Raw genomic sequence first — 16,252 nt, 5'->3', positions numbered from 1 at the left:
AACTACGGGAGGGTCACAGACTTTATCAGGACGCTCAATACTTCATTTGTTACACCTTTGAGTGTCTCCATAGTCCCGGCCTTCACTGATTGCACCAATCTCTCGCCCAAGGTAACGCGGCTGACCAGACTGTCGGGGACAGCTTTGAGGGCGGTCAAACCTTTTTCGGAAAGTACCGCATCTGAGAAGCCTGTGGCTGTCTTGCTATTGGGGCGTACGGAAATGTATCCCTCTTGCACCAACCATGTGGCGGTGTTGATAAATGCCTCTGCCGGAGGAGTCACTTCGGCACCTGTGAAGCTGTCAGCATTGAAGCATGCAGCTTCGCCACCTTCAACAAATTTTCTCGCGTCCAGAAAGATTGGTTTCGGGAAATTTTCGTACAGTTTTGCAAAAATTCGGCCAGTTAATTCATCAAAAGCATCAATATTGGAGAGTGTCATGATCACCAGAAATTTAGAAGAAGTAGAACGCCAGGAAAACGAAATTCGGAACCATATTCATCGGCAGATACTGGGGCTATCTGACCAAGTACGCTCCAAAGAAATATGGCATAAAATTTTGGCGGCTGCTGATCCGGAAACCATTGCAACCGCGCTAAGCACACAGCTCACGCATTTCAACTATCAGGAAGTGCTACGCCGCAAACAATGCATCTGCCGTCGTTAATGCCCTCGATTAGCGGGAAGCCACAATGCTGGCATGTCGCCAGTCGCGCCGACGCACTCAACGGGGACGCTTCCCCTAGATTTTTCAATATGCCCTATCGAGTAGGATTTTCCGGCAATGTAGCACTTACTATCTAAGGAAGAAGTGCTTGACTCCCCGCTTGCAGGAGACTTGTATAGTAGCCAGCCGCACGCAGCTAAAGACATGCTAAGCAAAATCAATCGTACCCTTGCAGTTCGTTGAAGTTTGCCGATGTTAGCGGCCCGCTCCTCACATACAGGGCAGGCATTATCAGCATTGCCTCCCACAACAGGTCGCGGCAATACAGGAATTTCTGACGGTGGTTCGCCTTGGTCTGCCGGAATATCGGCAGACTTGGCATCTTTTATCCAGGTCTCCAGTAGATTTTTTACTTCCGAGTACCTCTCAAGTGGTAGCTCCTTGATCTTCTTTAAACCGAAGTCTGTAATGATGATTCTGTACACGTCCAAGGGATGGTCGCCCGTAAGTGCGGACAGGTCTTTCACCAGTGCATTGATACGACGGCGTTGGAAATCGGTAATTAATTCAACGTCAATTTTTTCTGCCCCCAAGTGCAGTGTAACTACATTGTTCAGCCGGGGAGCTTCAACAATATTCCCAAAGACATTCTGCCCAACATCGCCGCTAAATTCTGGTCTATCCATTCCGAAATCCACATCTTTACAACTTATAATTTCAATTTAACAACATTTTTCACAAAATGAAGCCCTCTCTCACTGACTATTGGTGAGGAAAAACACCCCATCAAATGGGTTTCTTTTTACTCTTATTGGGCATTTTTACTGTATTTGGCCCAGTGATATTGCCGTAGATATTTTGTCCAATATCACCATGGTGCACTGGCTGCACAAGGTTTTGCGGCTGGTTCATTCCGCCGATTAAGCCAAGCACGCCAGCCTTTCCGCGAATATCCATCTTGCGGTATCCAGCGACAACTTCACTCTCGTCCGCGCTCAAGTTCCCTGGTGTAAATTGGCCCGTTACAACATAGAGCACATCAACTCCAATTGCCGAAACAGCAGCGAGAAATTCCGCGTTTGGAACTTGCTTCCCTTGCTCCCAATCGATCTGCGTACGCTTTGACGCCCCACCAACAGCCGCAAAATCAGCCTGGTTATAGCCAAGTCGTTCACGCTCAGCCTTAAGACGCACTCCAATAATTTCACGCAATTTCTCACCTTTTACTTTACAAGTGCGGTTTTTCGCACTATATTTACGTCATTACCATGTGACGTATACAAATCATACCTTATGACAACTATCGCCCCAGTGACGCGGCAGCCGAAGAACCCACTTTCGCAACCAATCCCGATTCGCTTGCTCCCTCCTGAGATTGAGCGCGTAGAAAAGTTTGCTCAACAAGACTCTCGTTCAAGAGCGTCTTTCATGCGCTTGATGCTGCTGCGTGGCCTGAACTCTTACGAAGCCGAACTCGTCCAATTGTCCGTTGTCCATCACGCTTAACTGCACAGGAGCAGGCCCATGTACCCCGATGCAAAACGTATCCGCAAACATACAGTCGCGCTGCGCCTGGACGATTATGAGCACCAACTCGTTACTTCGATCGCCAATTATCAGGGTGAAGAATTAGCCGTTTTGGTACGCCAGATCGTCATGCGTGAAGCCCTTGCCGCCATTGCTACTGACGACATCGACAGCGTACAGCGTCGCAGTGCTTAAACCGAGTCCCTGAATAGTAACTTTTGAGTAACTGAAAAGCTGCCGAACATGCCCGATCACGAAATTCATATCAATGACGAAGAACTTGCAGCGCTAGAAGTCGTTCGTCAACGGCAAGGGCTGGTAAGTATCGAGCAAGCGGCCGAATGGCTCGTCAAGTCGCGCTTACGCAAGCAGTCGAAAAACATGACGGGTCGCGGTCGCGCCCTGTACCAAGTGGAAAGAAAGCTGAAATGAGAGTCATCGGCCTGCCCTGCCCGCATTGCGAATACACCGTCCGTGCTGTCAAAAGCCGCACGATGTCCGCCATGTTCAAGGAAATCACCTATATGTGCCAGAACCCGGACTGCGGGCACTCTTTCGTGGCGGGCCTGGAAGTGCTGCGCACACTCTCGCTGTCCGCCATGCCCAAGCCGGATATCCGCATCCCTCTGTCCCAGCATGCGCGCACGGCGGCCACCAATCAGCTGGCCTTTGACCTGACAGCAGGCTGCTGATGAACATCATGGCCATCCTCGCACCGCCGTAACCCGGCTGCTGTAACTCCCGTCTTTTGCTGTGCCCTGCTGCGCTCCTTTTTGAGCGTGCGGGATTCGTTCAACCAAAAATAAGGAAACCGATGGAAACCACGCTGCACGCCACCAGTCATGCCGACAACTCCCTGGCGCCGGGCGCCGCCCGCCCGACCCTGCAAAAATGCCTCGTGCCGGTGGCGCCGACCTGCTTCCTGCTGCAAGCCTGCACTGGTGCCGACATCGAGGCGCTGTCCGCTTATATCCGCGAGATCGTCAAAACCTATCACGCCTATGGCTCGGCCAATCTCACCTTCATCATCAGCGATCTGCACGCGCTGCAGCATGGCGGCTTCTTCTTGCCAGACAGCCAGCGCACCCTGGTAGGTGGCTTGCCCATCGAGCTGCGCTACCTGTTCGCCAGCGAATCGGGCGTCGTGCAATGCACAAGCTCGTCGCGCACGCTGACTTACTGGGCCAAGTATTTAGCAAAGGAAGGGGCACGCTGATGCTGCGCCTGGCCAAAACCTGCGGCATCTGGCTGCTATCGCTCCTGATCGTCATTACCCCTGACGTTTTGCGGGCCATCGGCGCCATCAAGGACTAAACCATGCCGGCGTCCCTTATTGACAATCACCTGTCCTTCCAGCCTGCCGCCGAGATTCTGGCCGCGCGCGACAAGGATATGCCGACGCCACCAGGCGCCGGGCATGCGCTGGCCGCCATAGCCGAAGCCAAGGCACAGCTACGCAGCATCAAGCCGCGCAACCTGGCGCCCTTCATGGCTCAGGCCTGGGGATTGTCGCCGCGCGGCGCGCGCCGCTCCGTGCTGATCGCCGCCGGCTTGGACGCCGACCGCTGGGAATCGCCGATTCACTCATTTACCGAGGAAGAGCGCATCGAGCTGCGCGCCGCCACCTCTGCCGCTATCCGTGTGTACGAAAGACTGTTGAATGCAATCTAAACAAATCCTGCTGCCTGACGCCCAGCGTCACGAAGCATTCTTGCGATCCGCGCAGTTCGCGCCCGAACTGGCCCGCATTCCGTTCAAATGGCGCAACCGCGTCATCACGGCCGCGATGGCCAAGATGGCCTGGTCCTCCTGGTACAAAATCTATGAGTCCATCGCTACCAGCTTTGTGCGCGATTTCGCCGAACAGTACGTGCCGGCCGGCGTCGACCTGTCGCAGAGCGACGCCGACATCGTGGCCACCGCCGAACGCGCGGCGGCCGGCGTCGTGAAAATGCTGTGGACCGCCATTTCCGACACGCACGCCCAGCAGATCATGGCCGATGAGTGCGCCTCGTATGGCATCGAGCTGCCCGAGTTCGACGAGCAGACCGACACCATCGCCCGCCTGGTGGACGCCCGCTGGTGGCGCCGCCAACTGCGCAAGCGGGTCAAGCGCGCCTTCGAGGCCGGCAATATCCGCCTGGGCTATGTGAACTATCGCGGCGAGCCCTACGCCAGCAACGACGCCGTGCTGTCGCGCCTGGCGCAGAACCGCCGCAACGCGGCAGCACTGGCGGCCACCCTGGTGCAAAACGAAAACGGCCAACAATTCAGCATCGCCGAGCTGGCCGAGAAAACGACCGCCAACAAGGCCATCCGGCGTGGCGAGCTGATGTTGCGCATCAACGGCTTTGAGCAGATCGCCCGCGAGTGCGGCGACCAGGGTATTTTCATCACCTGGACGTGCCCATCGCGCTTCCACGCCATGCAGCACAGCGGCAAGGCAAACGACAAGTTCGACGGTTCCACGCCGCGCGAGGCGAATGCCTACCTGGGCAAGATGACGTCGCTGTGCCGCTCCGCGCTGGCGCGCCGGGGCATCGGCCTGTACGGCTTTCGCATCGCCGAACCCCATCACGATGGATGCCCGCATTGGCATCTGCTGCTGTTCGTGCGTCCTACCGCGAAATACAAGACGCCCCACCTGCAGGACGTGGCCGGTCGTGCCATCCGCATCATGAAGCGCTACGCCTGGCGCGTCGACCGTGGCGAACCGGGCGCCTTCGCACGCCGCCTGGACGTGAAGCGCATCGACTGGGCCAAGGGCAGCGCCGCCGGCTACATCGCCAAGTACGTGGCCAAGAACATCGACGGCGTAGCCGAGCACAAGACGAAAGAAGGCTATGTCGTCACGGCCGACACCGAAGGCGATGTCGAGCTGACGCCATCGGCGCGCGTCGAGTCCTGGGCGGCGTGCTGGGGCATCCGTCAATTCCAGCAATGGGGCGGTGCCCCCGTCACCGTGTGGCGCGAACTGCGCCGCATCGAGGAAAGCATGCTCAACGAAGCCCCGGCCGCCATGCGCCGCGCCTGGGACGCCGTGCAAAAGATTGACGGCGAAAAGCGCGCCTGCTGGGCCGAATACCTGCGCGCCCAGGGCGGCGCCCTGGTGCCGCGCAAGGAACTGGTCGTCACGCTGGCCAAGGACGAAAAGACCGTCATCGGCCGCTATGGCGAAACCCAGCGCATCACGCCCTACGGCGTGCGCTGCAGCGACCTGATCGGCGTGGTCTTCAAGTCCGTGCGCCATACATGGACGCCGGTACAGGCCACAGGCGGGCGCGGGGTGGCTGTTGGGGTTGCCGTTCCTCGGACTCGTGTAAATAACTGTACGCACCCCGACCGCCCTGCCCCGGCCACGCCGCCAGGGGCGCCCATACCTGACCTGCCCGACGAGGCAAAAACAGCCCTGATTGCCGCCTGGGCGGCCGTCAACGCCTGCCCGTGGCCCCGGCTGATCGTCCCCGACAACCCACCACAAGAAGGAAATGGCACATGAGCACTTATGCCGTGATCGTTCGCACGCAAACCGAACGTTTTGAATTTTTTGAGATTGCCGCATCCAGCGGCGACGTGATCGACGCCGCCATCGACCGCTACGGCGTGTGCGGCGTTACCGCCAAACTGAAAGGAGCACCGCAATGCTGACCACCCTAACCGATTCGCCGCGGCAAATCGCCCTGGGCGACCGCGTGACATTCGATACCGATGAAGGCTACCAGGTCGGCACCGTCAACGACCTGCGCCGCGACGTGGGCAATGGCGAGCTGCATGCGTGGGTCGAGTTGGACCACCAGTGGCCGGGCATGTTCCGGGCCGTGCCGCTGGGCGCCATCGAGGCGGTCAAGAAAGCAACCGCGCCTATCGGGTGTCCAGCATGACAGCGCCCTCCCCGGCCGAGGAAGCGGACTACAAGGAATTTTGTCGACTGCGAGATTACCGTAAGCCAGGCGCTGAGGTGCCGCAATACACGGAGGCTGAAGCGTTTGCTTTGGCGGTACAAACCGATTCCAAGAATAGGAAAAAGAAATGCTTCGCTACATGACCATACCGAAGTTCTCCACCGAGTCGGGTTACACGCCCGACGCGATCAGAACAAAGATCCGGGACGGGATCTGGCCGAAGGACGCCGTCTGGATCAAAGCGCCAGACAATCGAATTTTAATTGACGTGAAAGGGTATGAATCATGGGTAGAGACGGGCGAGGTGTTAAAGCTGCATCGGAAAGCAGCATCGAAATCACCTTCATGTATCGCGGCACCAGGTGCCGGGAAAGGATCGCGCTCAAGCCCACTTCCGCTAACCTGAAACGGGCCGAGAACCATCGAGCGGCGATCCTGCACGCGATTGCCACCAACAGCTTTGACTACACGGCCACCTTTCCGCAATCGTCCAATGCCGCCAAGTTTGCCGACCAGGTCGGCGACGTGCAGACCATCGAGGCGTTTCTGGATAAGTGGCTCGACAGGCAAAAAAAACACCTCAAGGCCAGCACATACAACGGCTATCGCAAGATCGTCGTTGGCCAGCTGATCCCCTGGTTCGGCACCATCATGCTGTCGGCGCTGCGCAAGAAGGACGTGCGGGCGAAGCTGGAGCCCATGAGCGCGACCAACAAGACCATGGCCAATATCCAGAGCGTGCTGCGCAAGGCACTGGACGACGCGATAGAGGACGAGTTGATCGAGGTGAACCCTCTGGCGCGCTGGTGCTATTCCAAGGTCGAGGCGCCGCAGTCGAAGGACGATATCGACCCGTTCACGAAGGAGGAACAGGCAGCGATTCTTGCTCAGGCAACCGGCCAGGGACGTAACCTGTTGCAGTTTGCCTTCTGGACCGGCCTGCGCACGTCCGAACTGGTGGCCCTGGATTGGGCCGATGTGGACTTCGTGCGTGGAGTGGTGATGGTAACGCGAGCCCTCACCCAGCATTCCAAAGTGGCAGAAAGCACGAAAACGAACGCCGGCCGCCGCGAAGTCAAGCTGCTGGAACGCGCCATGCACGCGTTGCAGGAACAAAAGGCCTTCACTTGGGCCAAGGGCGAGGAAGTCTTTCAAAATCCACGCCTGGAGCGGCGCTGGGAGGGTGACCAGCCGATCCGCAAGACACTATGGACCGGCATTCTGCAAAACGCTGGCGTGCGGTATCGCAACCCTTATCAGACGCGGCACACCTACGCCAGCATGATGCTGTCAGCAGGGGAGCACCCTATGTGGGTTGCAAAGCAGATGGGGCATGCGGACTGGACAATGATTGCGCGGGTGTACGGACGGTGGATGCCGGATGCAGATCAGACGGCCGGATCAAAAGCGGAAATTGTGTTCGGTCTTTAAGGATTAAGACTATCGGCTGCCTGTCATGCAACATTACCTATCCTGACTGAGGGGCGGGAAACGCCCCAAAGCGGACGGAAAACACAGGCCAGGTAACATCCATTAATGTGTTCCAGGCACGAGATTCGAGCATTCGGCGCCAAGCTGATATGCCGACAAGTTTTCAAATGTTGTCGATGCAATCTCACGCATGGCTTCAATGGTAAAGAAACCTTGATGTCCGGTAACAAGAACGTTCGGGAACGTCATTAGGCGCTGAAAAACATCATCCGTAATGATGTCGTCGGAGCGATCTTCGAAGAAGAGATTGCTTTCTTGTTCGTACACGTCAATCGCCAAAGCCCCCAATTGGCGCGACTTTAGCGCATCGATTACTGCCTGCGTATCGATGAGAGCACCACGCGACGTATTGATCAACATGGCCCCCTCTTTCATCAGATCTAGCGTATCTGCATTTATCAAGTGATGGGTATCAAGAGTGAGTGGACAGTGCAGTGAGACCATGTCCGATTCAGCAAGAAGGTCAGATAATGCGACCATCTCACCAATGGCCTCAAACTCTGGAGACGGATAGGGATCAAATCCCAGTAAACGGCAGCCAAAACCATTAAAAATCTTGGCTGTCGCCAAGCCAATTTTTCCTGTACCGATGATGCCAACGGTCTTCCCATGCAGATTGCTCCCAAGGAGACCATCAAGTGCAAAATTGCCTTCGCGTACCCGCGCATATGCGCGGTGAGTTCGGCGATTCAATGTAAGAGTGAGTGCCAAAGCATGCTCAGCCACTGCCTCCGGAGAATATGCCGGTACGCGCGCGACGAAAAAGTCCAAATGCCGTGCGGCTTCCGTGTCGAGATTATTGAAACCTGCACAACGCAGCAATATCGCGCGCACGCCAATGTGAGCAAGAGCATGCAATACTTCCGCGTCAAGCACATCGTTTACAAAAACGCAGATTGCCTTGCAACCTTGAGCAAGAGCCACTGACTGCAGTGACAAGGATTCAGTGTGAAAACGCATCTCCACGGCATCACGAGCATCACGTTGATCTGCTTTCTCATTGAGAAAACGGCGATCATATGGTTGGGAGCTGAATACAGCGATTTTCATCTTAAATATCCTTTGCACGAACGCACTTTGTAAATGGTAAAAATGACTACACAGGAGATTACTCCTTTCCCAACTGTATGACCACGCAATTGGGCACCTTACGGCGAAGACCACCGGCTAGAGAAAAAGGAACCTGCTGCTTGAATCGTGCGACACTACAATAGGTTGTATTTCATTCCGGGTGAATATCGTCACTTTGGAAATATTTCAACTCCAAGGCCGTACCTAAGCAAACCCGTTCATCTTGTAAAGCAGCTCTTGCGACGCCCTCACGAAGCCCCGCATCTATCAGTACAAGAAGTGCGAACTCCAGTCCATGCATTTTTTTCAAATGCACCCCAGCGGCAATTAGTCGTAACGTTTTTTCAGTGGCATTATCGAACATAGCAGCCTCCCCATATCGCTAGAATGCAATAGGAGAGGGTCCAGGTATTGATCCGTATCAAGCAAGGGCCAAAAGCTCGCTTTACTTGGCACCGCCTATAGAGGAATTACATGCGACGCAAAGCTGCAGTACACGTTCCAAAGGCACTGTTAACTGGTGCAAAGCCAACAGCTGCGGTGTACGTCCGCATGTCTACAGACAATCAAAATCATTCTGTCTCACATCAGCTACATTGCATTTCCGACTACGCGGAGCGCCATGGCATAGATATCATTAGGACATACGCCGACGAGGGCAGGAGTGGGCTCGATTTTTCTTCACGCCCGGGCCTGCGTTGCCTGATCGAGGACGTACAGAGTGGCGTAGCGCCATTTCAATCGATTCTTGCCTATGACATTAGCCGCTGGGGACGGTTCCAAGACCTAGACGAAAGCGCCTACTACGAATACATATGCCGGCGCGCAGGGGTCGCCATCGTCTATTGTGCGGAAGATTTCGAGAATAACGGATCTTCGATTTCGTCCATAATTAAGAGCGTAAAGCGTGCCATGGCTGCCGAGTACAGCAGAGAACTCTCGTCCAAGGTTTTTGCAGCGCAATGTCGGTTTGTAGAAATGGGGTTTAAACAAGGTGGGCGAGCGGGATTTGGATTGCGCCGAATTCCAATCAGCGCAAGCGGCAAAGCCAAGCCGGCACTGGGATTTGGCGAGAGAAAGAGCCATCCTACAGACCGTGTACTCCTCGTCCCTGGCCCAAGCGATGAACTTGAGATTCTTCGAGGGGTCTACGACTGGTACGTACTGGAGAAGCTGAGTGAAAGCGAAATTGCTTTCTTACTGAATGCAATGGAGGCGCCTCGCGAATGTGGGCGCGCTTGGACTCGCGACTGCGTTCGGGACGTGCTTACAAATGAAAAATACATAGGCAACATCATCTACAACAGAGCATCATTTAAGCTCCGAAAGCGACACATCGAAAATCCAACGTCGATGTGGATACAAAGAATCGGTGTCTTCCCTCCCCTCATTCCAGTTACCCTTTTCCGTAAAGCGCAGCAAGAGCGCAAACGTCGTCTCGCTCCGATTCCAAAAGAAGAGCTCTTGGCAATGCTACGCAAGTTATATGAGAAACATGGAAAGGTGACAACCACGCTAATAGATCAGGACGATACACTTCCCGGCGCGCAGATGTTCGCTTATTACTTTGGCACCATGCTAGAGGCCTACACCCTCGCAGGGCTTCCCCCGACCAACATTTGCAAGTTTATAGCTACGCGCGCGGTTGTCGGCAATGTTCGGGCAGCTACGCATGAGCAAATCAAGGCATTGATAATCGGTGCGGGCGTCGGGTTGGAGAAAGGCCCGTCCCGAAATACCTTTTTGCTGAACGGGGAAACATTACTAAAAATAGCTATCGCGCGTTGTCTTTATGAGAAAACGGCCCTCCCCCGCTGGCGCGTGCGCATGGATGAAGAGTCAAGGTGTGACTTCGTGCTCGCAGTACTTCTTGATCTTCAAAACCAGAAGGCAGATTCATACTACCTATTTCCAAAGGCAGACTTCTTGAAGGTGCAAATTACATTGACAGAAGCAAACATGTCCACGTTAAGTCAGTACAAGCATGCCTCCCTTGAGGCGATGTTTGGAGCTGGGCATAAAACTACTCGCTGAACAACTGCTAGGAAACTTCGCGTACGGCATTAAGTTTCGAGGATACGAATGAGGCTTAGCTGATCACCAACGTCCACAAACCATACTGCCTGCCAGCGCTGCGTGCGCTGCGCCTGCACCGATTCTGGCGCGCACCAGGGTGGATACACGCGCAGCGCGCGCTTGCCGCCCTGGCCGGTACGCGACATCACGCCGCGCTCGATCAGCACGGCGCGAGAAAAGATAAAAAAGCCGTGCCGCGCGCCGTTGCTAACGGCGATGATGACGACATCAACGGGGTCCGCTTCGTCCAGCGGGGCGATCTCGGCGTCGGGATGGGGGCGCTTCCAGACGGTGACGAACTGGCCGGTTTTCGTCGGCGTGGTTTTCGCTACGCGCAAGACTAGGCGCTTGCCCTCCAGTTCGGCGCGGCAGGCACCGTACTCCGCACTTTCAGCTTCCGGCACGGGCGCTTTCGGCAAGCCCAGGAAGGCCCAGGGGCTGACCTTCATTGCGTGCTGAACTCGGCTGCGGCCTTGGCCGCCCAAAGCGCTTCGGCGTGGCTGGCGAACGGGCTGTCGTAGCCGTCGACCTTGCCGTCTTCATCGACAAAATACAGCCACCAGCCGTCGGCCTGTTCGCGGATGGCAGTGTGGCCAGGTGCGCAATGAATTTCGACGGACTGGCCGGCGGCCAGGGTGGCGATGCAGATGCCGCGGTGAATAATATGCTCACGTGTCATGGGAAAATACTTCATGCAAAAAAATTAATGACCATAGTTTAGCCGCGCCGGCCGCTCCTGGCCAGTGCGCTACACTGTTCTTTCAAACGGAGGACAACATGGCATCACAACAAGGTACGGTGGATTTTCTGCTTGACCAGATGGCGGGCGCGGGTAGCCTCAGCGCGAAAAAGATGTTTGGCGAGTACGGTGTGTATTGCGATGGCAAAATGTTCGCCATCGTCGCAGACGACCGTCTTTTCATCAAGCCAACGGAGGCTGGCCGGGCTTGGATCAGCAAACTCGGCACCCTACAGGAGGCGCCTCCCTACCCGCAGGCCAAGCCGTACTATTTAATCAGCGGTGAACTATGGGATGAACGAGAATGGCTAGTACAGCTTGCACAGCGCACCACGGCGGAACTGCCACTACCAAAACCCAAATCTCAGCGAAAGCCAAAGTTAGACTCTCGTTAGCGTCAATGTCCGCTTTTGGCCGATAGCTGCCGTTGCGGGTTGATTGTCTGCATTTTGCCAGCAAAACCTTCCAGATGCCTAAGAAATCTAAGTTTACGGTAGGTTCGATTCCCGCCGTCTCCACCACTGAATAAATAAAAGGGCTTCCCCATTTTGGCGGGGAGGCCCTTTTTATTTATTCCATGCATGCAGAACGCGGGCGTCGAATCCGCGTCCGGTACGGGCGCGGGGGTTATGCGGGGCCTTCGGCGAGCGCAGCTCGGCGCCGCAAAACCGGGTTGCGCTTGCAAGCGCAACCCTCTCCGATTCGTCTGACTGGCTTTTGCGCCGCAGGCGGTTTTTCCTAACAACAACCTTAGCTGTTCAGGCTGTGGGCGTATGCCGGGCCTGACCCTCGCTACTCCCCGCACACCGCCCCACCCACCGTTCCCCCAATACTCAAGCCCGTCGACAAATCAAACCCAAAATCACAGCGATAGCCATCCTTTGATCGATATCGGCACAGCAGCATGTCACGATTACGAATGCGTATTTGCGGATCGGCGCAGCCATCGCGCATATCCGGACCGATGGCTTCGAACAGGTCTTTTGCGGCGGTGCCCGTCAAGCGAAACGCGACTTTGGTATCGCCCGCAACCGGGGCCACTGCATCGTCGAGATATGCGCCATAGATCGCGTACGAACCTGAAAAATCCTTCTGTACAAACTGCCAGACGGCCCGGACCTGATGCGCCAGCAGCAAGCACAGCATAGTGGCAAGTATCAGACTGACGCGTTTCAGCATATGGCGCCGCCGATGCTGCGCCCGGTCAGCAGGTCAAAGCCGAAGTCGCAGTGATGGCCATCACGGGGATGGTATGAGCAGCTCACTTCCGCCCGCTGGCGCAGGCGATATTCGCCATCCACACCGCACGCGTTGCGCAAGTCGGGGCCCATCACATCAAATAGCTGTTTCGCCGCCTTGCCGTCGATCCAGAACGCGACGCGCTTGTCTTTCCTGGTCGGCGGCTGTGGATCGCTCAGGCTTCCGCCATAAATCGCATAGCGGCCTTTGAATGGCTGATAAGAAAATAGCCATTGGGGGGCGGATTGGGCCATGGCCGTAGCCAAAACAAAGAGAAGAAAAACAGCGAGAAGACGTTTCATGTCATCTGCCCGCTACTTGATCGTGACATGAAAATGGTCGTCGTGGCGTATCAGTGGTCTTATCCGGGGGATGGTGGGGTCATTAAAAAAGATAACCTGGACAAAGCTGAATTCAAAAAATATGCGGATCAGCTGTGCCGTTGCATCGCGGTCGTAGTACGTGTCAAACCTTGTTACAGCGCTCTCCATTTTGTCTTTGCGAAGCAATCGGACGTCGACGTCTTTTCCGCTTCGATGACCTTTATGTTCACTGTAGGGAGTTCCATCAGCCAGGCTGATATTCCCAAAACCAATTTTCCGGCTATCGATGCCCTGCCATTGATGTTCAACCAAGAATAGCAGCGAAAGCAACTTGGGATGAGCATACTGGCCGGCACCATTGGGCGGTGTTCCATAGGTGTAGTAACCCGCGCCTTCCGGCCTTTGCGGAAGATTAAAGTAGCCGCGTCTATCCATGGGCTGCAATTCCAGCATGCGCACTCCTGAATGTAAAACCTCAGCGCTCAGCTCAAAGCAAATGGCGCCAGGTGATGCTCCCGTACATCTCACGGAGCATGTCACGCGCCGATGTAGTTGGCAGAGCTCGCCCCTTCGCTCGCAAAAAAACATGCGCACATGACGATTTTTGCCGTTATGCATTTTCTGGGCATTGCGTAGAATCAAACATCCATACACTGATGGGATCGTTTTCGGGTGTTCCCGCTACTTGAAGCCAAGATATTGATGATGCGCAAAGGTGCGCCGCGCCACCTTGAAACTAAAAAACGTCCCCCCGCAAATACCCGATCGCCCTCCGATATTTCTCCATCCTCTCCAGATCCTTCTGCGTCGGCTCCCCTATCCTCGACAGATTGCTATTCTCAGCCAGATCAGCCAGTTTGACGGCCTTGCCGACCGGGTTCAAGGCCGCGCGGGCGATGAAATCTTCATACAACTCGCCTTCGATCTTGGTCACGGCGCGCACGCCGTCGATGACTTCCTGGGAAAATCCTTCGCGCGCCAGGTCATCGAAGGTGACTTTGCCATCGCTGTCTTCCACCACGTCATGCAGCACGGCGACGATTTGCTGGGCGCCGGGAGCGACGCGCAGCATCACGCGCAAGGGGTGAAAAATGTACGGCGCGCCACCCTTGTCCGTCTGGCCGGCATGGGTGGCGGCGGCAATTTCAATGGCGCGCTCCAAGGTGCCGCGACTTGCATGTTCACTCATGTTCACTCCTTTTTACTCCACATTGATTGATGTGTCCCTTGCGCGCCAGCCGCGGCGCTGCAAGTGGCACACGCTGGTGCACAGCAAGGCTGGCACCAATAAATTGAGAACCGGCACGAGCATCAGCAAGCACAACAGCAGGCCCAGGGCAACAATCGCCGGACGCTGTTCGCGGCGCAATGCCGCTTGCTGTTCCGCGCCAAGTACCTCTGCGGCCGCCGCTCCGTAGATCATCTGGACGTTCCAGGCCAGCAAGTACGCGATCAGCACGCACATGGCCCACACGGGGATCAGCAGGGAGAGCAGCAGCAACAGGCGCCGCCGTCAGGTGGGGCGCGCGGCGCATGCACCAGGCCGGCCGGCGCTTGCCACGTGGCATAGCGGCGCGCCACAACGGCCTTGGCGCGCTCCAGCAACAACCAGCGCAGCGGCACGCGCACCGTGCCGATGGCGCCGACGACAAAGACCATCACATAGAAAAATGCAGCCAGCGCCAGCAGCGCCAGGGCGATCTGGCCGATCGACAGCAAGGCTTTGGCGGCGCTGCCCAGGCCGCCAGCGATATTGCCCATCTGCGTGACGGTGGCCGGCCCGTAGGCCAGTGCCCCGACGCCATTCATCACGCCCAGGCCCAGCAAGCCGGTAACGGACACCAGCGCCAGCATGGCGCTCAGCTCGACAAAAAAACGGCCGAAGCTGCTATACAGTCCCAGCCACAGCGCCACGACCGCCACGCACCACAGCGCGGAACGCCACCACAGCCCCGCATGGCGGGCATCGCGCAGTCCCAGGCCGACGCAGGTGAAGGGTTCCCCCAGGCCAGCAGCCAGGTTTGCAATGTTGGTGTCACCTTCGGGCGTACTCCGCAATGAAGAGGCGGATACGTCGATCCGGATGTTGCCGATTGTACATGGACGAGGCTGGCGCACGCGCCGCCGAGAGCAAGGAACAAACCTGGCTCCGGCTTGCCATTGTTTGCGATCCCGCAATTCCAGGCGGAAAGAAATGCGAAACAATACCAACTCCCCCACCGTTGCGCCTAGCGGAGTCGACCATGCTTGAAGTTCAACCCAGAGACAAGCGCGGGTTTTTCATCCTGCCCCAGGCTCCGGAAGACGCAGGGTATTACGTCTATGGCACCCCGGGCAGGGGCGCGGGCCAGTACGCGCATCCAAACATGATGATGGCGCTCCTGTATGTGGAACGCGAATGGCAAGCGGTCGATGACCGGCAATTCGGGATTGGCAACATCAGTCTGGCTAACGGCACCGCCTACGGGGAACACTCAACGCACAAATCCGGCCTGGAGGTAGACATTCGTCCACTGCGCAGGGACGGCCTTCAACTCCCTGTTTATTGGTACGACAAAGACTACGATCAAGCCGCGACGGCAAAGCTCATCGCACTTTTTCGGGCCCATGCCAGTGTGCGCAGGGTGCTGTTTAACGATACCGGCATTCCATTCGTGACACCATTCAAAAATCACGACCATCATTTCCATCTGGAACTGAGAGCCTGATATGAAAAAACTGTGGGCTGTGGCCTTCGGCGCCATCACCGTATTCTCGCTGGCCTATGCAGGCGGCAGCAGCGACTGGGGCGAATACAAACAGTTCAAAGGGGCTTATCTGATTTATTCGAATACCTTGGGCGAGCAACAGCCGCCCACACCGCATGACAGCAAGATTTCTTTCATGGTCACGGGGGCCGTTGCCAGGGACATGTTTGACTCGATGGCTCCGGATTCGAAAGAGCGCTGCAGTTTGGAGAAAGGCTATCGGCAGCGCGACAAGGAAAATGTTTCCTGTCTCCGGGATCATGACGGCTATAGGTGTCACTTCGGCTTTAACTTGCGCAGTGGCAAAAGCATTGCTGGATCGATTTGCTAGATCGCGTGGGGTGACCGGAGCCTTAGCCCAGCCAATCCTGCACGACTTCCAGTCCCTGCAAGCGTACTCCAGAATGAAGAGGCGGACACGTCGATCCGGATGTTGCCGATTGTACATGGACAAGGCTGGCGCACGTG

Annotated in this window: 27 protein-coding genes; 14 read left to right on the top strand and 13 right to left on the bottom strand. The window is 56.2% G+C overall.

The genetic code is table 11. From position 1 onward, the window contains the following. Positions 1–2: 2 nt before the first annotated feature. Positions 3–443 carry a hypothetical protein gene (locus JAB4_RS08300; RefSeq protein ID WP_070221761.1) on the bottom strand — a complete coding sequence of 147 codons (441 nt, stop codon included), beginning with the start codon at positions 441–443 and terminating at the stop codon, positions 3–5. Between JAB4_RS08300 and JAB4_RS08295 the strand changes: the two genes are divergently transcribed. Further along, positions 442–669, top strand: coding sequence for a hypothetical protein (locus JAB4_RS08295; RefSeq protein ID WP_139143668.1), 228 nt, complete (start codon positions 442–444; stop codon positions 667–669). The genes JAB4_RS08300 and JAB4_RS08295 overlap by 2 nt on opposite strands. On the opposite strand, the gene JAB4_RS08290 is transcribed toward JAB4_RS08295, so the two are convergent. After that, a complete protein-coding gene (locus tag JAB4_RS08290; RefSeq protein WP_139143667.1) occupies positions 666–1,355 on the bottom strand; it encodes a hypothetical protein in 690 nt (229 codons plus the stop codon). The two genes, JAB4_RS08295 and JAB4_RS08290, sit on opposite strands and share 4 nt — an antisense overlap. A gap of 100 nt (positions 1,356–1,455) precedes the next feature. After that, positions 1,456–1,881, bottom strand: coding sequence for a helix-turn-helix transcriptional regulator (locus JAB4_RS08285; RefSeq protein ID WP_083287171.1), 426 nt, complete (start codon positions 1,879–1,881; stop codon positions 1,456–1,458). A 312-nt stretch (positions 1,882–2,193) separates the two neighbouring features. Between JAB4_RS08285 and JAB4_RS08280 the strand changes: the two genes are divergently transcribed. From JAB4_RS08280 to JAB4_RS08240, 9 genes are all read left to right on the top strand, one after another. After that, entirely contained in the window at positions 2,194–2,391 is a 198-nt protein-coding gene (locus tag JAB4_RS08280) for a hypothetical protein (RefSeq protein WP_070221762.1), read from the top strand. A gap of 48 nt (positions 2,392–2,439) precedes the next feature. Next, complete coding sequence (locus JAB4_RS08275; protein WP_070221763.1) at positions 2,440–2,628, top strand: hypothetical protein; 189 nt, start codon at positions 2,440–2,442, stop codon at positions 2,626–2,628. After that, complete coding sequence (locus tag JAB4_RS08270) at positions 2,625–2,888, top strand: ogr/Delta-like zinc finger family protein (protein ID WP_070221764.1); 264 nt, start codon at positions 2,625–2,627, stop codon at positions 2,886–2,888. The genes JAB4_RS08275 and JAB4_RS08270 overlap by 4 nt, the downstream gene beginning before the upstream one ends. Before the next feature lie 122 nt (positions 2,889–3,010). Further along, complete coding sequence (locus tag JAB4_RS08265) at positions 3,011–3,412, top strand: hypothetical protein (protein WP_070221765.1); 402 nt, start codon at positions 3,011–3,013, stop codon at positions 3,410–3,412. A 101-nt stretch (positions 3,413–3,513) separates the two neighbouring features. After that, positions 3,514–3,867 carry a hypothetical protein gene (locus tag JAB4_RS30630; protein WP_035820917.1) on the top strand — a complete coding sequence of 118 codons (354 nt, stop codon included), beginning with the start codon at positions 3,514–3,516 and terminating at the stop codon, positions 3,865–3,867. Further along, complete coding sequence (locus JAB4_RS08255; RefSeq protein WP_083287170.1) at positions 3,857–5,695, top strand: replication endonuclease; 1,839 nt, start codon at positions 3,857–3,859, stop codon at positions 5,693–5,695. The genes JAB4_RS30630 and JAB4_RS08255 overlap by 11 nt, the downstream gene beginning before the upstream one ends. After that, a complete protein-coding gene (locus JAB4_RS08250; RefSeq protein ID WP_175444755.1) occupies positions 5,692–5,844 on the top strand; it encodes a hypothetical protein in 153 nt (50 codons plus the stop codon). Before JAB4_RS08255 ends, JAB4_RS08250 begins: the two co-directional genes overlap by 4 nt. Then, a complete protein-coding gene (locus tag JAB4_RS08245; protein WP_070221766.1) occupies positions 5,838–6,077 on the top strand; it encodes a hypothetical protein in 240 nt (79 codons plus the stop codon). Before JAB4_RS08250 ends, JAB4_RS08245 begins: the two co-directional genes overlap by 7 nt. Positions 6,078–6,383: 306 nt before the next feature. Continuing rightward, entirely contained in the window at positions 6,384–7,529 is a 1,146-nt protein-coding gene (locus JAB4_RS08240) for a DUF3596 domain-containing protein (protein ID WP_070221767.1), read from the top strand. 102 nt (positions 7,530–7,631) lie between these two features. Here JAB4_RS08240 and JAB4_RS08235 read toward each other — a convergent pair whose 3' ends face one another. Both JAB4_RS08235 and JAB4_RS08230 read right to left on the bottom strand, forming a co-directional pair. After that, positions 7,632–8,639, bottom strand: a complete 1,008-nt coding sequence (locus tag JAB4_RS08235) for a 2-hydroxyacid dehydrogenase (protein WP_070221768.1) — start codon at positions 8,637–8,639, stop codon at positions 7,632–7,634. Positions 8,640–8,811: 172 nt separating this feature from the next. Continuing rightward, positions 8,812–9,024, bottom strand: a complete 213-nt coding sequence (locus JAB4_RS08230; protein WP_139143666.1) for a hypothetical protein — start codon at positions 9,022–9,024, stop codon at positions 8,812–8,814. A 110-nt stretch (positions 9,025–9,134) separates the two neighbouring features. On the opposite strand from JAB4_RS08230, the gene JAB4_RS08225 reads away from it, so the two are divergent. Then, a complete protein-coding gene (locus JAB4_RS08225) occupies positions 9,135–10,694 on the top strand; it encodes a recombinase family protein (protein WP_070221769.1) in 1,560 nt (519 codons plus the stop codon). Between the two features lie 29 nt (positions 10,695–10,723). Here the strand turns inward: JAB4_RS08225 and JAB4_RS08220 are convergent, their stop codons facing one another. After that, positions 10,724–11,185: a MepB family protein gene (locus JAB4_RS08220; RefSeq protein ID WP_070221770.1), complete on the bottom strand. Its 462-nt coding sequence runs from the start codon at positions 11,183–11,185 to the stop codon at positions 10,724–10,726. Next, on the bottom strand, positions 11,182–11,415 hold the full coding sequence (locus JAB4_RS08215; protein WP_070221771.1) for a hypothetical protein: 234 nt from the start codon (positions 11,413–11,415) through the stop codon (positions 11,182–11,184). Before JAB4_RS08215 ends, JAB4_RS08220 begins: the two co-directional genes overlap by 4 nt. Positions 11,416–11,513: 98 nt before the next feature. On the opposite strand from JAB4_RS08215, the gene JAB4_RS08210 reads away from it, so the two are divergent. Then, positions 11,514–11,870, top strand: a complete 357-nt coding sequence (locus tag JAB4_RS08210; RefSeq protein ID WP_070221772.1) for a TfoX/Sxy family protein — start codon at positions 11,514–11,516, stop codon at positions 11,868–11,870. Positions 11,871–12,267: 397 nt separating this feature from the next. On the opposite strand, the gene JAB4_RS08205 is transcribed toward JAB4_RS08210, so the two are convergent. The 6 genes from JAB4_RS08205 to JAB4_RS08180 all read right to left on the bottom strand — a co-directional run bounded on the left by JAB4_RS08205 (position 12,268) and on the right by JAB4_RS08180 (position 15,095). Beyond that, complete coding sequence (locus JAB4_RS08205) at positions 12,268–12,654, bottom strand: hypothetical protein (protein ID WP_083287169.1); 387 nt, start codon at positions 12,652–12,654, stop codon at positions 12,268–12,270. Further along, a complete protein-coding gene (locus JAB4_RS08200; protein ID WP_070221774.1) occupies positions 12,648–13,016 on the bottom strand; it encodes a hypothetical protein in 369 nt (122 codons plus the stop codon). The genes JAB4_RS08205 and JAB4_RS08200 overlap by 7 nt, the downstream gene beginning before the upstream one ends. 12 nt (positions 13,017–13,028) lie before the next feature. Then, entirely contained in the window at positions 13,029–13,490 is a 462-nt protein-coding gene (locus tag JAB4_RS08195; RefSeq protein WP_070221775.1) for a penicillin-insensitive murein endopeptidase, read from the bottom strand. A gap of 283 nt (positions 13,491–13,773) precedes the next feature. After that, complete coding sequence (locus JAB4_RS08190; protein WP_070221776.1) at positions 13,774–14,226, bottom strand: HD domain-containing protein; 453 nt, start codon at positions 14,224–14,226, stop codon at positions 13,774–13,776. Positions 14,227–14,238: 12 nt separating this feature from the next. Continuing rightward, entirely contained in the window at positions 14,239–14,538 is a 300-nt protein-coding gene (locus JAB4_RS08185) for an EI24 domain-containing protein (RefSeq protein ID WP_070221777.1), read from the bottom strand. Beyond that, on the bottom strand, positions 14,517–15,095 hold the full coding sequence (locus tag JAB4_RS08180; protein ID WP_070221778.1) for a hypothetical protein: 579 nt from the start codon (positions 15,093–15,095) through the stop codon (positions 14,517–14,519). The genes JAB4_RS08185 and JAB4_RS08180 overlap by 22 nt, the downstream gene beginning before the upstream one ends. A gap of 185 nt (positions 15,096–15,280) precedes the next feature. Here JAB4_RS08180 and JAB4_RS08175 point away from each other — a divergent pair, with 185 nt between their 5' ends. Further along, a complete protein-coding gene (locus tag JAB4_RS08175; protein WP_139143665.1) occupies positions 15,281–15,745 on the top strand; it encodes a penicillin-insensitive murein endopeptidase in 465 nt (154 codons plus the stop codon). Position 15,746: 1 nt separating this feature from the next. Further along, the gene (locus JAB4_RS08170) at positions 15,747–16,115 is read left to right on the top strand and encodes a hypothetical protein (RefSeq protein WP_070221780.1); all 369 of its coding nucleotides are present in this window, start codon (positions 15,747–15,749) and stop codon (positions 16,113–16,115) included. The last annotated feature ends 137 nt before the right edge of the window (positions 16,116–16,252 follow it).

It is taken from the genome of Janthinobacterium sp. HH102, from assembly GCF_001758625.2.
GTDB lineage: Bacteria > Pseudomonadota > Gammaproteobacteria > Burkholderiales > Burkholderiaceae_D > Janthinobacterium.
This window is presented reverse-complemented; position numbering and strand designations above follow the sequence as displayed.

Excerpts from the sequence above, each read along its gene's own strand:
- JAB4_RS08295 (WP_139143668.1), top strand. The coding sequence starts at position 442 with ATGATCACCAGAAATTTAGAAGAAGTAGAACGCCAGGAAAACGAAATT.
- JAB4_RS08300 (WP_070221761.1), bottom strand. The coding sequence starts at position 443 with ATGACACTCTCCAATATTGATGCTTTTGATGAATTAACTGGCCGAATT.
- JAB4_RS08290 (WP_139143667.1), bottom strand. The coding sequence starts at position 1,355 with ATGGATAGACCAGAATTTAGCGGCGATGTTGGGCAGAATGTCTTTGGG.
- JAB4_RS08280 (WP_070221762.1), top strand. The coding sequence starts at position 2,194 with ATGTACCCCGATGCAAAACGTATCCGCAAACATACAGTCGCGCTGCGC.
- JAB4_RS08275 (WP_070221763.1), top strand. The coding sequence starts at position 2,440 with ATGCCCGATCACGAAATTCATATCAATGACGAAGAACTTGCAGCGCTA.
- JAB4_RS08270 (WP_070221764.1), top strand. The coding sequence starts at position 2,625 with ATGAGAGTCATCGGCCTGCCCTGCCCGCATTGCGAATACACCGTCCGT.
- JAB4_RS08265 (WP_070221765.1), top strand. The coding sequence starts at position 3,011 with ATGGAAACCACGCTGCACGCCACCAGTCATGCCGACAACTCCCTGGCG.
- JAB4_RS30630 (WP_035820917.1), top strand. The coding sequence starts at position 3,514 with ATGCCGGCGTCCCTTATTGACAATCACCTGTCCTTCCAGCCTGCCGCC.
- JAB4_RS08255 (WP_083287170.1), top strand. The coding sequence starts at position 3,857 with ATGCAATCTAAACAAATCCTGCTGCCTGACGCCCAGCGTCACGAAGCA.
- JAB4_RS08250 (WP_175444755.1), top strand. The coding sequence starts at position 5,692 with ATGAGCACTTATGCCGTGATCGTTCGCACGCAAACCGAACGTTTTGAA.
- JAB4_RS08245 (WP_070221766.1), top strand. The coding sequence starts at position 5,838 with ATGCTGACCACCCTAACCGATTCGCCGCGGCAAATCGCCCTGGGCGAC.
- JAB4_RS08240 (WP_070221767.1), top strand. The coding sequence starts at position 6,384 with ATGGGTAGAGACGGGCGAGGTGTTAAAGCTGCATCGGAAAGCAGCATC.
- JAB4_RS08235 (WP_070221768.1), bottom strand. The coding sequence starts at position 8,639 with ATGAAAATCGCTGTATTCAGCTCCCAACCATATGATCGCCGTTTTCTC.
- JAB4_RS08230 (WP_139143666.1), bottom strand. The coding sequence starts at position 9,024 with ATGTTCGATAATGCCACTGAAAAAACGTTACGACTAATTGCCGCTGGG.
- JAB4_RS08225 (WP_070221769.1), top strand. The coding sequence starts at position 9,135 with ATGCGACGCAAAGCTGCAGTACACGTTCCAAAGGCACTGTTAACTGGT.
- JAB4_RS08220 (WP_070221770.1), bottom strand. The coding sequence starts at position 11,185 with ATGAAGGTCAGCCCCTGGGCCTTCCTGGGCTTGCCGAAAGCGCCCGTG.
- JAB4_RS08215 (WP_070221771.1), bottom strand. The coding sequence starts at position 11,415 with ATGACACGTGAGCATATTATTCACCGCGGCATCTGCATCGCCACCCTG.
- JAB4_RS08210 (WP_070221772.1), top strand. The coding sequence starts at position 11,514 with ATGGCATCACAACAAGGTACGGTGGATTTTCTGCTTGACCAGATGGCG.
- JAB4_RS08205 (WP_083287169.1), bottom strand. The coding sequence starts at position 12,654 with ATGCTGAAACGCGTCAGTCTGATACTTGCCACTATGCTGTGCTTGCTG.
- JAB4_RS08200 (WP_070221774.1), bottom strand. The coding sequence starts at position 13,016 with ATGAAACGTCTTCTCGCTGTTTTTCTTCTCTTTGTTTTGGCTACGGCC.
- JAB4_RS08195 (WP_070221775.1), bottom strand. The coding sequence starts at position 13,490 with ATGCTGGAATTGCAGCCCATGGATAGACGCGGCTACTTTAATCTTCCG.
- JAB4_RS08190 (WP_070221776.1), bottom strand. The coding sequence starts at position 14,226 with ATGAGTGAACATGCAAGTCGCGGCACCTTGGAGCGCGCCATTGAAATT.
- JAB4_RS08175 (WP_139143665.1), top strand. The coding sequence starts at position 15,281 with ATGCTTGAAGTTCAACCCAGAGACAAGCGCGGGTTTTTCATCCTGCCC.
- JAB4_RS08170 (WP_070221780.1), top strand. The coding sequence starts at position 15,747 with ATGAAAAAACTGTGGGCTGTGGCCTTCGGCGCCATCACCGTATTCTCG.